This window comes from Thermophilibacter gallinarum (assembly GCF_014982725.1).
GTDB lineage: Bacteria > Actinomycetota > Coriobacteriia > Coriobacteriales > Atopobiaceae > Thermophilibacter > Thermophilibacter gallinarum.
In genome coordinates, this window is record NZ_JADCJZ010000003.1 from 255,428 (window position 1) to 268,892 (window position 13,465).

At 69.5% G+C, this 13,465-nt stretch carries 16 protein-coding genes; 3 read left to right on the plus strand and 13 right to left on the minus strand.

All coding sequences use genetic code 11. From position 1 onward, the window contains the following. Positions 1–41 precede the first annotated feature (41 nt). Both INF26_RS07870 and INF26_RS07875 read left to right on the plus strand, forming a co-directional pair. The gene (locus INF26_RS07870; RefSeq protein WP_193530393.1) at positions 42–926 is read left to right on the plus strand and encodes an aldose 1-epimerase family protein; all 885 of its coding nucleotides are present in this window, start codon (positions 42–44) and stop codon (positions 924–926) included. Positions 927–928: 2 nt separating this feature from the next. Then, positions 929–1,417: a GNAT family N-acetyltransferase gene (locus INF26_RS07875; RefSeq protein WP_193530394.1), complete on the plus strand. Its 489-nt coding sequence runs from the start codon at positions 929–931 to the stop codon at positions 1,415–1,417. A gap of 313 nt (positions 1,418–1,730) precedes the next feature. On the opposite strand, the gene INF26_RS07880 is transcribed toward INF26_RS07875, so the two are convergent. From INF26_RS07880 to rnd, 11 genes are all read right to left on the minus strand, one after another. Next, positions 1,731–2,471, minus strand: a complete 741-nt coding sequence (locus INF26_RS07880) for a gamma-glutamyl-gamma-aminobutyrate hydrolase family protein (protein ID WP_193530395.1) — start codon at positions 2,469–2,471, stop codon at positions 1,731–1,733. A gap of 2 nt (positions 2,472–2,473) precedes the next feature. Then, entirely contained in the window at positions 2,474–3,238 is a 765-nt protein-coding gene (locus INF26_RS07885) for an amino acid ABC transporter ATP-binding protein (RefSeq protein ID WP_193530396.1), read from the minus strand. Positions 3,239–3,248: 10 nt separating this feature from the next. Then, positions 3,249–4,082: an amino acid ABC transporter permease gene (locus INF26_RS07890; RefSeq protein ID WP_193530397.1), complete on the minus strand. Its 834-nt coding sequence runs from the start codon at positions 4,080–4,082 to the stop codon at positions 3,249–3,251. Then, positions 4,079–4,738: an amino acid ABC transporter permease gene (locus INF26_RS07895; RefSeq protein WP_193530398.1), complete on the minus strand. Its 660-nt coding sequence runs from the start codon at positions 4,736–4,738 to the stop codon at positions 4,079–4,081. Before INF26_RS07895 ends, INF26_RS07890 begins: the two co-directional genes overlap by 4 nt. Before the next feature lie 26 nt (positions 4,739–4,764). Beyond that, entirely contained in the window at positions 4,765–5,730 is a 966-nt protein-coding gene (locus INF26_RS07900; RefSeq protein ID WP_193530399.1) for a glutamate ABC transporter substrate-binding protein, read from the minus strand. Between the two features lie 222 nt (positions 5,731–5,952). Next, entirely contained in the window at positions 5,953–7,122 is a 1,170-nt protein-coding gene (locus INF26_RS07905; RefSeq protein WP_193530400.1) for an acetate/propionate family kinase, read from the minus strand. Between the two features lie 270 nt (positions 7,123–7,392). Then, the gene (locus INF26_RS07910) at positions 7,393–7,734 is read right to left on the minus strand and encodes a histidine triad nucleotide-binding protein (protein WP_193530401.1); all 342 of its coding nucleotides are present in this window, start codon (positions 7,732–7,734) and stop codon (positions 7,393–7,395) included. A gap of 22 nt (positions 7,735–7,756) precedes the next feature. After that, positions 7,757–8,026, minus strand: coding sequence for an exodeoxyribonuclease VII small subunit (gene xseB, locus INF26_RS07915; protein WP_193530402.1), 270 nt, complete (start codon positions 8,024–8,026; stop codon positions 7,757–7,759). A 17-nt stretch (positions 8,027–8,043) separates the two neighbouring features. Next, a complete protein-coding gene (xseA, locus tag INF26_RS07920) occupies positions 8,044–9,393 on the minus strand; it encodes an exodeoxyribonuclease VII large subunit (RefSeq protein ID WP_193530403.1) in 1,350 nt (449 codons plus the stop codon). Further along, positions 9,393–10,088, minus strand: coding sequence for a zinc metallopeptidase (locus INF26_RS07925; protein ID WP_193530404.1), 696 nt, complete (start codon positions 10,086–10,088; stop codon positions 9,393–9,395). Before INF26_RS07925 ends, xseA begins: the two co-directional genes overlap by 1 nt. A 79-nt stretch (positions 10,089–10,167) precedes the next feature. After that, positions 10,168–11,298 (minus strand): ribonuclease D, encoded by a 1,131-nt coding sequence (gene rnd / locus INF26_RS07930; protein WP_193530405.1) that lies wholly within the window; start codon positions 11,296–11,298, stop codon positions 10,168–10,170. 103 nt (positions 11,299–11,401) lie between these two features. Between rnd and INF26_RS07935 the strand changes: the two genes are divergently transcribed. Beyond that, on the plus strand, positions 11,402–12,373 hold the full coding sequence (locus INF26_RS07935; protein WP_193530406.1) for a diacylglycerol/lipid kinase family protein: 972 nt from the start codon (positions 11,402–11,404) through the stop codon (positions 12,371–12,373). A gap of 80 nt (positions 12,374–12,453) precedes the next feature. Here the strand turns inward: INF26_RS07935 and INF26_RS07940 are convergent, their stop codons facing one another. Together INF26_RS07940 and INF26_RS07945 are read right to left on the minus strand one after the other, a co-directional pair. Next, a complete protein-coding gene (locus INF26_RS07940; RefSeq protein WP_193530407.1) occupies positions 12,454–12,765 on the minus strand; it encodes an AzlD domain-containing protein in 312 nt (103 codons plus the stop codon). Then, positions 12,752–13,465, minus strand: a complete 714-nt coding sequence (locus INF26_RS07945) for an AzlC family ABC transporter permease (RefSeq protein WP_226371965.1) — start codon at positions 13,463–13,465, stop codon at positions 12,752–12,754. Before INF26_RS07945 ends, INF26_RS07940 begins: the two co-directional genes overlap by 14 nt.

The following is a 13,465-nucleotide window of genomic DNA, read 5'->3' on the forward strand; positions in this document are numbered from 1 at the left end:
GGAATAGAGTTTTGAGAAATAGGGACCAAGGAGGGACGACCATGACCAAGCTGACGACCATTACCGACGGCGACCTCTCCGCCACGATCGACGCGCAAGGAGCGCAGCTCATGAGCGTGAAACTCGGCGACGGCGAGTACCTCTGGCAGGGTGACGAGCGCTACTGGGCGCGGCGCGCCCCGGTGCTCTTCCCCATAGTCGGCTGCCTGCGCGGCGACCACGCCACCTCGGCGCAGGGCGACGTCTCCCTCAAGCGCCACGGAATCGCCCGCCTCTACGAGCACGCCGTCGTGGAGCAGACGCCCTCGAGCGTGACCTACGAGCTCCGCTCCACCAACGAGACGCGCGCCGCCTACCCCTTCGACTTCTGCCTCAACATGACCTACGCGCTCGCCGACGGCCGCCTCACCCAGACGTTCAAGGTCACCAACACCGGCAACGTGGACCTCCCCTTCACGCTCGGCGGCCACCCCGCCTTCAATGTGCCCGTTCCCGGCGAGGGGGGCGCGTCCTTCTCGGACTACGAGCTCGTGTTCCCGGAGCCCTGGACGGCACGCGTCCCGTCGATCGACGAGCAGGGGCTCCAGGACTTCGGCCACATGCACGAGCTCTTCCGCGACACGGACCGGATCCGCCTCACGCACGAGCTCATAGACGAGCTCCTCACGGTCGTGTTTGTCGACGTCCCCGGTCGCTCGGTGAGGCTCGTCGGCCCCGCCGGCCACGGCATCCAGGTCGACTTCGACGGGTTCGCCTTCCTCGGCGTGTGGACCGCCACGAGCGACTCCCCGTTCGTCGCGATCGAGCCCTGGGTGGGCTGCGCCACGGCCTACGACGAGTCGGACGTCTTCGAGGAGAAGCGCGGGACCATCACGCTCGCCCCCGGCGAGACCTGCGTGAGGTCCTTCACCATGAGGCCCTTCTAGCCATGGGGCAGATCCGCCTTGCCAACACGGACGACCTTAAGGCCGTCTGCGCCATCTATGATGCCGCGCGACGCTTCATGCACGCCAACGGCAACCCCACCCAATGGCCTGGTGACTACCCCGGTCTCATTGACGCCGAGGAGGACCTCGAGGCCGACGCCCTCTGGGTGCTCGACGAGGGGCGGGGGCCCATCGCCGTCATGAGCGTGCTCCCCGGACCGGACCCAACCTACGCCGTCATCGAAGGCGAGTCCTGGCTGAACGACGAGCCCTACTGGGTCATGCATCGCCTCGCCGTGGCCGAGAGCGGCCATGGCGCGGGCACGCGCATGCTCGAGTGGCTCTGTGCGCAGCATGACAACGTCCGCGTCGACACCCACGCCGACAACGTCCCCATGCAGCGCGCGCTCGAGAAGTGCGGCTTCGTCAGACGCGGCACGATCTGGGTCGAGGACGGCACCCCTAGGATCGCATACCACTTCGTACGGTAGTCGCAACGCGCCAGCGGGTTGTTTGCGCCGATGACGCACGCCTCGTTTAGGAAAGCCGGGTTGTTGCAGGTCCGCAGTCCCCATCCGCTTAAGAATCTGGGGTTGTTGCACCCCTGGGACGGCATCGAGGGGGATGCAATCGAGCGTCAACTGGGACGTTGTCGGCATGAGGCGCTTCTCGGCATACAACTACCCCGGATTGCTAAGCGCGCCCCACACCGAACCTACAACGACCCCTGGTTCTTATGCGCCTTGGCGACCGGCGCCTGCAACTACCCCGAATCCTTAAGCATGTCGGGCGGGGGCCGCCCGGTCAGCGGCACGCAGCGACGAAGCTCTTCCAGAGGGTGAAGTCAGTCTCGACGGTACGCCACGTGTACTCGGGATGCCACTGGACACCGACGCAGAAGCGCCCGCCGGGGACCTCGATACCCTCGGGGACGCCGTCGGTCGCGTGCGCCACGAGTCGTACTCCCTCGCCGAGGCGGTCGACGCAGCAGTGGTGCGCCGAGTTGGTCTGCACGCGCGTGGCCCCGCCGAGGGCGCGTGACAGCAGCGAGCCCTCCTCGACCTCCACGGGATGGCAGACGCCGTTCAGGATGCCGGTGTGGCGCCACTGGACCATGCCCTCGCGGGAGCCGAGGCTCGGGACGTCCATGCAGAGCGTCCCGCCGAGCGCGACGTTCAGAAGCTGCGTGCCGCGACAGGTCGTGAGCAGCGGCTTGTCGACGGCAACGGCGGCGCGCAGGAGCGGCAGCTCAAAGGCGTCGCGCTGCGGGCAGAGCAGGGCGGGGTCATAGGGCGCCTCGTCGCCCCAGAGCGCGGGACTGACGTCGGGTCCCCCGGGGACGGCAATGCCGTCGGCGCGCTCGACATACTCCGCGATGACGCCCTCGTCCTCGGCGAGCGCCATCATGAGCGGCAGGCCGCCGGCGGCGAGAATCGCGTCGACGAAGCAGTCGGCGATGGCCTCCTGCGGGGCGATCGTCTCCGAGCCCTCCGTGACGGGCGCCTCCCAGCGGGGAGCCACCAAGATGACCGGTCTTCTCGCCATGCCTAGTGCCCCTTGATCGAGTCGAGGAAGTCGCGGGCGCGCTGGGTCTTGGGGTGGTCGAAGAACTCGTCGGGAGAGCCCTCCTCCACGATCTGCCCGTCGGCCATGAAGACCACGCGGTCGGCGACGCGGCGCGCGAAGCTCATCTCGTGCGTGACGACCACCATGGTCATGCCACCCCGCGCGAGCTCGACCATGACGTCGAGGACCTCGTTGATCATCTCGGGGTCGAGGGCGCTCGTGGGCTCGTCGAACATCATCGCCTTGGGTCGCATGGCGAGCGAGCGGGCGATTGCGGCGCGCTGCTGCTGGCCGCCGGAGAGCTGGGCGGGGACCTTGTGGGCCTGCTCGGCAACGCCGACGCGCTCGAGAAGCTCCATCGCGTACCTCTCGGCCTCCTCCTTGCCCTGCCCGAGGACCTCGCGCGGCCCGAGCGTCACGTTGTCGAGGATCGTCATGTGAGCGAAGAGGTTGAACTGCTGGAAGACCATGCCGAGCTCCGCGCGCATCCGGGCGAGCTCGCGCCCCTCCTGCGGCAGCGGCTCGCCCTCGATGAGGATCTCGCCGGAGTCGATGGTCTCGAGGCGGTTCATGGTGCGGCACATCGTGGACTTGCCCGACCCGGAGGGGCCGATCACGACGAGCACCTCTCCCCTGCCGACCGACAGGTTCACGTCGCGAAGCACGTGGAGGTCCCCGAAGTGCTTGTCGACGTGGCGAAGCTCGATCACCGGCACGTTCTTCTCGGATGCGCTGTCTTGGCTCATTCTCCCGCTCCTAGCGAATGATCTTGACGCCCGTGCGCCGCGCCACGTAGACGGACGCCTTGTTGATGGCGAAGTTGATCAGGATGTAGATGACGGCGACGACCAGGTACATGGAGAGCAACGCGTCGTAGTTGGTGATGAGCACGCGCGCGTTCTGCATGAGGTCGGGGTAGCTCACCACATAGGCGACCGTCGTGTCCTTGACCACGACGACGAGCTGGGCGATGAGCGAGGGGATGACGTAGCGGATCGCCTGGGGCAGCACGATCCTCCGCATGGTCTTGGCCGGGCTGAGCCCGATCGAGTACGCCGCCTCCACCTGGCCCTTGGGCACGGCGTTCACGCCCGCGCGGAAGACCTCGGCGAGCACGCCCGAGGCGGCGAGCGCCACCGGCAGCGTGAGCATCCAGAAGGCGGGCATCTGGATGCCGTACTGCGGGACCACGAGGAAGAAGAAGTAGATCAGGAGCAGGCTCGGCACGCCGCGGAAGAAGTCCGTGACCACGCGGCAGACGGCCGCGAGCGGGGCGATCCCGCTCGTGCGGCCCAGCATGAGCGCGAGCCCCAGCACGAGCGCGATGACGCCGGCCGTGAGCGCGACCTCGACGGTGCCCGCGAAGCCCTGCAGCAGGAAGCGCCACGTGGGCCACTCGAGCAGGAAAGACCAGTAGCGCGGCGCGAGCTGGCCCGTCACGTAGAACTGGCGGACAACGAGAAACGCGAGCAGGGCGAGCAGGACGGCGGAGATCGCCGTGCCGATCGCGATGCGGCGGCGCGTGCGCGGGCCGGGCGCCTCGTAGAGCGCGGAGCGCACGCTCGGCGCTGTCTGGGTGCGCATGCTCATCGGAGGATCCTCACCCTCTTGTCGAGGCGGTTGCCGGCGAACGAGATCGCGAACGCGGTGAGCACGTAGCCGAGCGCGGAGATCAGAAAGGCGAGGATGCCGCCCGTGGCGCGCGTATTGACGTAGGAGACCACGCCCGTGAGCTCCTGGGGCGTGAGCGGGACCTGGGAGCCGAGCGCCGTCGTGAGCATGACGGCGATGAGGAGGTTCGTCATGGGGAGGACCGTCGTGCGGAGGGCCTGGGGGATCACGACATGGCGCAGGATCTGCCCGAACGTGAGGCCGATCGAGCGCGCGGCCTCGATCTGGCCGACGCCGATGGTGTTGATGCCGCTCATGAAGTTCTCCGAGCCGAAGGCCGAGGCCATGAGCACGACGGTCACGATGACGCAGGTGCGCCACGGCAGGACCACGCGCAGCTGCGGCAGGGCGTAGGCCACCAGAATGAGCAGGGCGACGCCGGGGATGTTGCGGAACACCTGCACATAGAGCTCGCCGACGCCGCGCAGGGGCGCGACGGGCGAGACGCGCGCGACGGTCACCGCCACGGCGAGGACCATGACGAAGACGAACGAGACGGCCGTCATCCCCCATGTGGCGAGAAGACCGTCGAGGTAGTTCTGTCCGTATGTGCCGAGAAGCTCAGCAAGCCCCATGAGAACCCCTCACGCCGGGTCCGGCGCTACACGCCGATCGTGGGGGGAACGGGGGCCTCGGAGATGCCGGCGCGGTCGCCGATGCAGATCTGCCAGAGCTGCTCCCACAGGCCCTCGTCCTCAACGCGCTGGAGCCAGGCGTTGACGAACGCGACGCCGTCGGAGCCGAGCGGCAGGCCGATACCGTAGGCGTCGACCGGGCCGAACTCCTCGCCGGCCAGGCGATAGCGGCCCGGGTTGCGCGTCATGGAGCCCATTTGCATGGCGGTGTCGATGACGTAGGCGTCGACGCGACCCTGGGAGAGGGCCGTGCGGGCCTCCTCATCGGTCTTGAACTCCTGGACCTGGGCGTCGGGCGCGTACTCCTCGAGGATGGAGGGGCCGGTGGAGCCGGACTGGGCGGCGACGTTCTTGCCCGCGAGGTCCTCGAGGGAGTTGATGTCGGTGTTGTCCGCCATGACGAGGATGGACTGCTGCGTGGTGTAGTACGGGCCCGCGAAGGAGATCAGCATCATGCGGTCCTCGTTGATCGAGTAGGTGGCGAAGACGGTGTCCACCTGGTCGTTCTGGAGGACGGACTCGCGCGTGTCGGAGGTGACCTGCGTGATCTCCTGCTTGGACTCGTCACCCAGGATGTAGCGGGTGAGCAGCTGGGAGAGGCCGGCGTCGAAGCCGCGGGTCTTGCCGTCCTGCTCGTTGAGGGACGAGAAGAGCAGCGAGGTCTGGACGCCGCCCACGCGGAGCGTGCCGGCCTCCCTGACGGCCGTAGCCCACTCGCTGGCGGCGATCTCGTCGTCGGTCGCCACGAAGCCGGAGGCGATGAGCTCGTCGTAGGCGGCGGAGTCGAGCTGGCTCTCCTCGCCGGCGTCGTCGTCGGTGGTGGGGGCGGGAGCCTCCGCGTCATCGCAGCCGACGAGGGCGAGGGCGGAGAGGGCGGCAGCGCCGAGGCCGAGCGCCTGGCGGCGGTTGAGCATGAGGTCGTTGAGCGACATAAGGGGTCCTTTCCGTAGGGTTCCCTTCCATAGGTATAAATAGTACCCAATCCGGTGGGAATTAGTCTCACCCCGAAACAGCCCTCTAACCCATCTTTCGGCAAGTTCGCCCGAGGGCGGCTGGCAGCGGGGACCTCCCCGTCGCGAGTTTCTCGAAGAAGGGCCCCGACCGCAAAGGTCGGGGCCCTTCGAGAGCACTCGCAGAGGGGAGGTCCCCGCCGCCTACCCCAGCAGCTCCTCGACGTCGAGCGCGATCATGTACTCCTCGTTGGTGGGAACAACCATGACGGTGATCGCGGAGTCGGGGGTGGAGATCACACGCGGCTCGTCGGAGCGCGGCGCGTTCTTCTCGGCGTCGATCTTGACGCCCATCCAGCCGAGCAGCTCGCAGATGCCCGCGCGGATCTCGGGCGCGTTCTCGCCGATGCCGGCGGTGAAGACCATCGTGTCCACGCCCTGCATGGAGGCGGCCATCTCGGCGAAGAGCTGGGAGACGCGGTAGTTGAACATGTCGAGCGCCATCTGGCACTTCTCGTCGCCGTCGGCGGCGCCGGCCTCGATGTCACGGGAGTCGGAGGAGACCTCGGACACGGCGAGAAGACCAGACTTCTTGTTCATCATCGTGTCGATCTCGTCGATGCTCATGTGCGCCTCGCGGCTGAGGTAGAACACCGTCGCCGGGTCGAGCGTGCCGCAGCGCGTGCCCATGATGAGGCCGTCGAGCGGGGTAAGGCCCATCGTGGTGTCCATGCACTTGCCGTCCTGGATGGCGCACAGGGACGCGCCCGAGCCGAGGTGGCAGCTCACGAGCTTGTGGGTCTTGTCGCCCATCATCTCGTGAACGGTACGCCAGATGAAGCGGTGGCTCGTGCCGTGGGCGCCGTACTTGCGGACGTGGTAGGTGTCAGCCACGTCGCGCGGGATGGCGTAGCGCCAGGCGTGCTCGGGCATGTGGTAGTGGAAGGCGGTGTCCGGCACGATGACGTTTCCGAGCTCGGGGAACATGTCGCGGCAGATCTCGATGACGTCGGCCTCGGCGTAGTTGTGCAGGGGGGCGAGCGGCGCGACCTCGCGGACCTGGGCGAGCGTCTCGTCGGTCACGACGGCGGACTCGGGGAAGTACCAGCCGCCCTGGACCACGCGGTGGCCGATGCCGCCGATGGGCTTGTCGATGGTCTTGAGGATGTCGAAGACGTACTTGATGGCGGTCTTGTGGTCGGGGAGCGCGACCTCGAGCTTCTGCTTCTCCCCGCCCATCTCCTCGTGGCCGACGAAGGAGCCGTCGATGCCGATGCGCTCGCAGTTGCCCTTGGCGTAGACCTCGCGCGTGTCCACGTCAAGGAGCTGGTACTTGAGCGACGAGCTGCCGGCGTTGATAACAAGGACGTTCATGACTCTCCTCCCGCGGGGTCTCCCCCACTCAGCGTTGAAACACAGCACTCACATGATACGCCCGTCGGACGCCCTCGTTGCTCTCACGTCGATGAACGGGCTGGCCGGGCTGGCCGGGCTTCTCTCCGAGAAGTGCGCTGCGCGGAACTTCTCTGCGAGAAGCCCGGCCAGCCCTAGGCAACGGTAGGCGCCAGGGTCTTTCGGAGGGAAGTTCTGCGGAGCACACTTCCCGGAGAAAGACCCGGGCGCCGGCCAGCTACGTCTGGGGGGCTAGGGAATGAGACCCTCGCCGAGGGGCTTGCCGCCGAGGACGTGCATGTGCAGGTGCATGACGGTCTGGCCGGCGGCGGCGCCGGTGTTCATGATGCAGCGGAAGCCCGTCTGCGCGACGCCGGTCTTCTCGGCAACCGCCTTGACCGCGCGCTCCATGGAGGCGAGCGTCTCGGCGGGGACGTCGTCGACGAAGTTGTCGTGGTGGGCCTTGGGCACCACGAGCACGTGGACGGGCGCCTGGGGGTTGAGGTCGTTGAACGCGACGACGTTGTCGTCCTCGTAGAGGAACTCGCTCGGGATCTCGCCGTTGGCGATCTTGCAGAAGATGCAGTCAGACATGGTGCTCCCCTCTCGCTTCTTGCTACTCGTTCAGGTAGGCGGTGCTGGGCGCCGAGGCGGTGTCGCGCACGGGCGCGGACTCGTCGGTGGCGTCGAGAAGGACACGCACCTTCTGCTCCGCCGTGCTCAGACGCTCGCGCAGGCTCTTCAGGAGCTCCACGCCGCGGGCGTAGCGCTCGAGCGAGTCCTCGAGCTCGAGCTCGCCGGACTCGAGCGCGCGCACGATCTGCTCGAGCTCGATGGAGGCCTCCTTGAACGTCATGTCTTCGATCTTCCTGGGCTCGTCTGCCATGGTGTCCCCTTCCCGGGCTATGCCCGATCTTCGATTCGGATGGACGAGACGGTCGCCTCGATGGACCCCTCGCCGAGAAGCACGCTCACCTGGTCGCCGCAGGCCACGTCCGACGCGCGCTTCACGACGCGCCCCGAGGCGTCACGGGCGATCGCGTAGCCTCGCGCCAGGACCGAGAGCGGCGAGAGCGCGTCGAGCGACGCGGCGAGCCGTGCGAGCGTCGCCTCGGCGGGACGCAGGAGGCGTCCGCCGGCCTCCGCGAGGCGCCCCGCCGCGAGCTCGCAGCGCTCGGCGTCACGGGCGAGGCCGCGCGGGACGGCGTCATGGAGGCGTTCCTCGGTCTGGAGCAGGTCGGAGAGAAGGTCCCGGAGGGGCGCGGCGGGGTCGGAGAGGCAGCGGCGCGCGCCGAGGGCGTCGATGGCCACGCGGCGCCGCGAGAGCGTCGCGTCCATGGCGCCGGACATGAGCCTGCCGAGGGACGTGACGGACGCGGAGCGCACCTCCAGCACCGCCGACATGGCCCGTCCCAGGCGCACCTGCCGCTGGAGCATCTGTCGCTCCACCTCGTCGATGGCGGGCGCCACCGACTCGGCGGCGGCGGTCGGCGTGGAGGCGCGGCGGTCGGCGACCATGTCGGCGATCGTCGTGTCCGGCTCGTGGCCGATGCCGGTCACGACCGGCACGGGGCAGGCCGCGATCGCCCGTGCGACGCCCTCGTCGTTGAAGCACATGAGGTCCTCGAACGAGCCGCCGCCGCGGACGAGCAGGATCGCGTCGGGACGGGCGGCCGCGGCGGTCGAGAGCGCACGGGCGATCGTCGCCGGGGCGTCGGAGCCCTGCACGGAGCAGCCGACGACGTCGATCTCCACGAGGGGGTTGCGACGCGCGAGCGTGCGCTTGACGTCCTCCACCACGCTGCCGGAGAGCGACGTCACCACGCAGACGCGCGAGCAGAACGCGGGGACGTGGCGCTTTCGGGAGGGGTCCATGAGGCCCTCGCGCTCGAGGGCGCGCGCGAGCTCGGCGACCCGCTGGCGCAGCAGGCCCTCGCCCGCAGCCTCGACCTTCCTGGCGACGAACGAGAGCTTGCCCGAGGCCTGGTAGACGTCGAACTTGCCCGTGAGCCGCACGGAGAGCCCGTCACGCAGGTCGAACCCGATCTTCTCGGCCGTCCCGCGCCAGACGATGACGCTCATGGAGGCGCCGGCGTCCTTCACCTCGAAGTAGCAGTGGCCCGAGCGGGCGTTGGGGCCCCGGAACCCCGACACCTCCCCGTCGACGACGAGCGTCGGCCACGAGGAGACCGCCCCCTTCGCGAGGGCGACGGCGTCCGAGACGGTGATCGGCTGGCCCTGCTGGGCGCCCATCAGTCGTCCCTGCCGCCGTAGCGTCCGAGCAGGTAGACGAGCTGCATGAGAGAGGTCAGCGCTGCGGCGACGTACGTGAGGGCGGCGGCGGTGAGGACCGACCGGGCGCCCTTCTCGTCAAGACCGGAGCCGCGCGCGGAGAGGTACGCCACCGCGCGCCTCGAGGCGTCGATCTCCACCGGCAGGGTGACCACCTGGAATACCACGGCGGCCGCGAAGAGCACGATGGCGAGCTGGACCAGGCCGGCGAGGTTGAGGAACACGCCGGCGAGGAGCACGAGGATCCAGGAGTTCTCCGCTACGGACACCACGGGGACGAGCGCGGAGCGCAGGCGGTAGAAGCCGTAGCCCTGTGCGGCCTGGATCGCATGGCCGGCCTCGTGACAGGCGACGGCGACCGAGGCGACCGAGGCGCCGCGGTAGTTGTCGTCGGAGAGGTGCAGCGTGTTGTCACGCGGGTCGTAGTGGTCGGTGAGCGAGCCGGCGACGCGCGTGATGCCCACGTCGTTAGCGCCCCCGTCCGCCAGCATCTGCCGCGCGACGTCGGCGCCGGTGCCGGGGATGCCGGCATCGACCTGGGACCACTTGCGGTAGGTGCTCCTGATGTAGCCCTGCGCCGCGGTACCCAGAACGAGCGCGACGAGCACGACGACGAGATAGGCCGGGTCGAACCCGTATCCGATGTAGAAGGGCATGTGCGTCTCCAATCACGTCTGGACTGCGTCCATTCTACCCACGCCGCCGGACGGCAATGCGCGGGCCGGGCGGGCGGCGCTAGAGCAGCTCGATCCGCCCCTCGCGGACGGTGAGGCCGACCTCGCCCGAGAGCAGCTTGTCGAGCGTGGAGCCCGCGAGCTCCCAGCGCCAGCCGCGCGAGAGCGGCGACTCGTCGCGGCTCTGCACGAAGTCGAGAAGGTCGTCGCGCGTGGCGATGAGCTGGGTCGCCACGCCGCTCCCCTCGGATGCCAGGCGCAGCACGGCGTACATGAGGTCGACGACCCCCTCGGTCTCGGCGGAGGGGCGCGCGTGGCGGGCGACCTTGGGGCACTCGTCGGGCGGGCACGCCTGGCCGCGGGAGACCGCCTCGAGCAGGAGTCGCGCGTCGCGCTCGGGGATCTGGTCGGTGCCGCGGATCTTGCGGAGCCGGTCGAGCGAGTTCGGCGTGCGCTTGCACACCTCGACGACGACCTCGTCGGAGGCGACCCACTTGCGCGGGAGGTCACGCCGGGCAGCCGACTCCTCCCTCCAGGCGCACACCTCGCGCGCCACGGCGAGCTGACGCCGCGTGAGCGAGCCCGACCGACGCAGGCGCAGGTAGGCCTCGCGCGGGTCCTTCCGCAGGCGCGCGGGGTCGCAGAGCGCCTCCATCTCGGGGAGGACCCACGAGAGGCGGTCCCTCGAGACGAGCTCGGACATCATCTGGTCGTAGATCGCCGGGAGGTAGCGGACGTCGTCCTCGGCATAGGTGAGCTGCTCGGGGTCGAGCGGGCGCCGCGACCAGTCCGTGAGCGACTCGGCCTTGGGCAGGCGGACGCCGCAGTACGCCTCCACGACGGCCGCGTAGCTCGCCTGCTGCCGCATTCCGAGAAAGGCGGCGGCGAGCTGCGTGTCAAAGACGGGCGCGCAGGCGACGGACATGCCCTCGAGAAGGACCTCGAGGTCCTGGCCGCAGGCGTGGAGCACCTTGGTGACGCTCGTGTCGGCGAGCAGCCTCGCGAGCGGCGAGAGGTCGTCGATGAGGATGGGGTCGATGGCCGCTATGCTCTCCCCCGCCGCGACCTGCACGAGGCAGAGCTTGGGGTAGTAGGTCTTCTCGCGGAGGAACTCGGTGTCGACGGCGATCACCTTGGCCGATGCGGCCTGCTCGCAGAAGTCGGCGAGCTGCTCTGATGTGGAGAGGTACAAGGCGCTCGATTCTCCCCTTGCGGGGTTTGGGTACACTTGTCTTGGGCGCGATACGCGCCCCACCATGATACCCAATCGCCCCGCCCGACCCGGGAGGAGATCCGTGCGCGCCCTCGTCATACACAACCCCCGCTCCGGCTTTGGGTCGGACGCCGTCTTCCAGTTCGAGCGTGCCCTGCTCCAGGGCGGCGACGAGTGCCTCACCCGCGTGCTCGACGAGGACTTCGACCCCGCCGTCGCCTGCGCCGGGGCGGACGCCTTCGACGTCGTGGTCCTCTCGGGCGGCGACGGCACCATCTCGACGCTCCTCCACGAGCTCCGCGACGCCGACATCCCGACCTGCGTATTCCCCTCCGGGACCGCCAACCTGCTCTGCGCGAACATCGGCAACGCGCCCGAGCCCTCCGCCCTCGCCCGCGCCTGCCGCATCGGCAAGACGGCCCGGCTCGACATCGGCGAGATCTCCTGGACCACCGTCGACGGCGAGGCGGGACGTCGGGGCTTCGCCCTCATGTCGGGCACCGGCTTCGACGCCCAGCTCATGCAGGCGGCGCTGCCCAACAAGGCAGTCATGGGGCAGGCGGCGTACTTCGCCGCCGCGCTCTCGAGCCCCCGTCCGACCGTCGGGCGCTTCACCATCACGGTCGACGGGGAGACGGTCGAGCGCGAGGGCATCACCTGTCTCGTCGCCAACAACGCCATGATCCAGGGAGACATCGAGATCGTGCCGGACTGCCGGATGGACGACGGGCTCCTCGACGTCATCGTCGTGGAGACCTCGGACGCCGCGCAGCTCCTGAAGCCCCTTGCGTTCGGGCTCGTGGACCGCAGCGGACACGCCATCGGGCGTCCGCACATCGAGTCGCTCAGGGGGCGCGAGATTCGCATCGAGTGCTCGACCGCGATGCCGCTCGAGGTCGACGGCGAGGTCATGCCGGGCCTGGTGAGCGCCTACGAGGCGCGGGCCCTGCCCGGCGCGGCGCGCATCGTCGTCGACCCGATGAGCCCCTACGGGACCGAGGACGACGGGTCCTCCCGCTTCGGCGGCTCGGACGTCATCGCCTACCCCAAGTAGCGCCACGACGGGGCGCCCCCTCGCGGGCCGCACCGCCTCCGAGAGCCTCGCCCTCGGGCGGGGCGACGGTCGCGCAGCGCCTAGAGCGCGAGCGTGAGCGCCGCGTAGGCGGCCATGCCGGCGAGCGCGCACCAGATCAGCGACCCCGTCCTTCTCGCCACGACCACGACGAGGGCCGCCGCGAGCAGCGGCTGCCAAGAGAGGCCGACGGCCGGGTCGAAGAGGTCGTTGGCGACGAGCGCGGCGAACGCGGCGGGCGGGATGAGCCCGAGCGCCTCGCTCACGCGCGGGGAGAGCTCGCGACCCTTGAGGGCGAGGAGCGGGACGCAGCGGCAGACGAGAATGACCGCGAGCACGCAGCCGTAGAAGACGAGGAAGTCAGCGGTGCTCATGGCGCGACCCCCTCTCGAGCGCGCCGGCGACGAGACCGGCGGCGACGCCCAGGAGCGCGCCGAGCAGGACGGCGAGCGAGCCGGCGCCGAGCGCCTTCAGCGCCACGACGGCCGCCACGGACGCGACGACCACGACGACGTTGACGCGCGTCCACGACTGCCCCACGAGCAGGCAGACGAAGATCGACGTCATCGCGAACGACATGATCGCCGTGGGGATGGCGAGGGCGGGCCCCACGGCCGCGCCGAGCGCGTTGGCCGCCGCCCACGAGAGCATGCTCGCCACGTTGACCGCCGTCGCGCGGCGGACCGTCCAGGACTCGTCGGCGACGAAGCGCCCCATGTTCACCCCGAAGCTCTCGTCGGTGACCGTGGCGGCGAAGAGCGCGGCGAGCGGCCGGGGGGCGCGCTCGGCATAGCGCGAGAGGGCGGCGGAGTAGAGCAGCTGGCGCGTGCTCACGAGCGCCACGCTCGCCACCATGGAGGCGACCGGGGTGCCCGCGAGGGCGAGCGAGGCCATCATGAACTGCCCGGCGCCCGAGTAGAACGTCACCGAGACGAGAAACGCGACGGCCGGCGACAGCCCCACCTCGGCGGCCATGACGCCGCAGGGGATGCCGATGGCGACGTAGCCGAGCATGACGGGCAGCGCCGCCGGTAGGGCGGCGGCGAGGTCGGAGCGGAGCGACGCGTCGGGCAT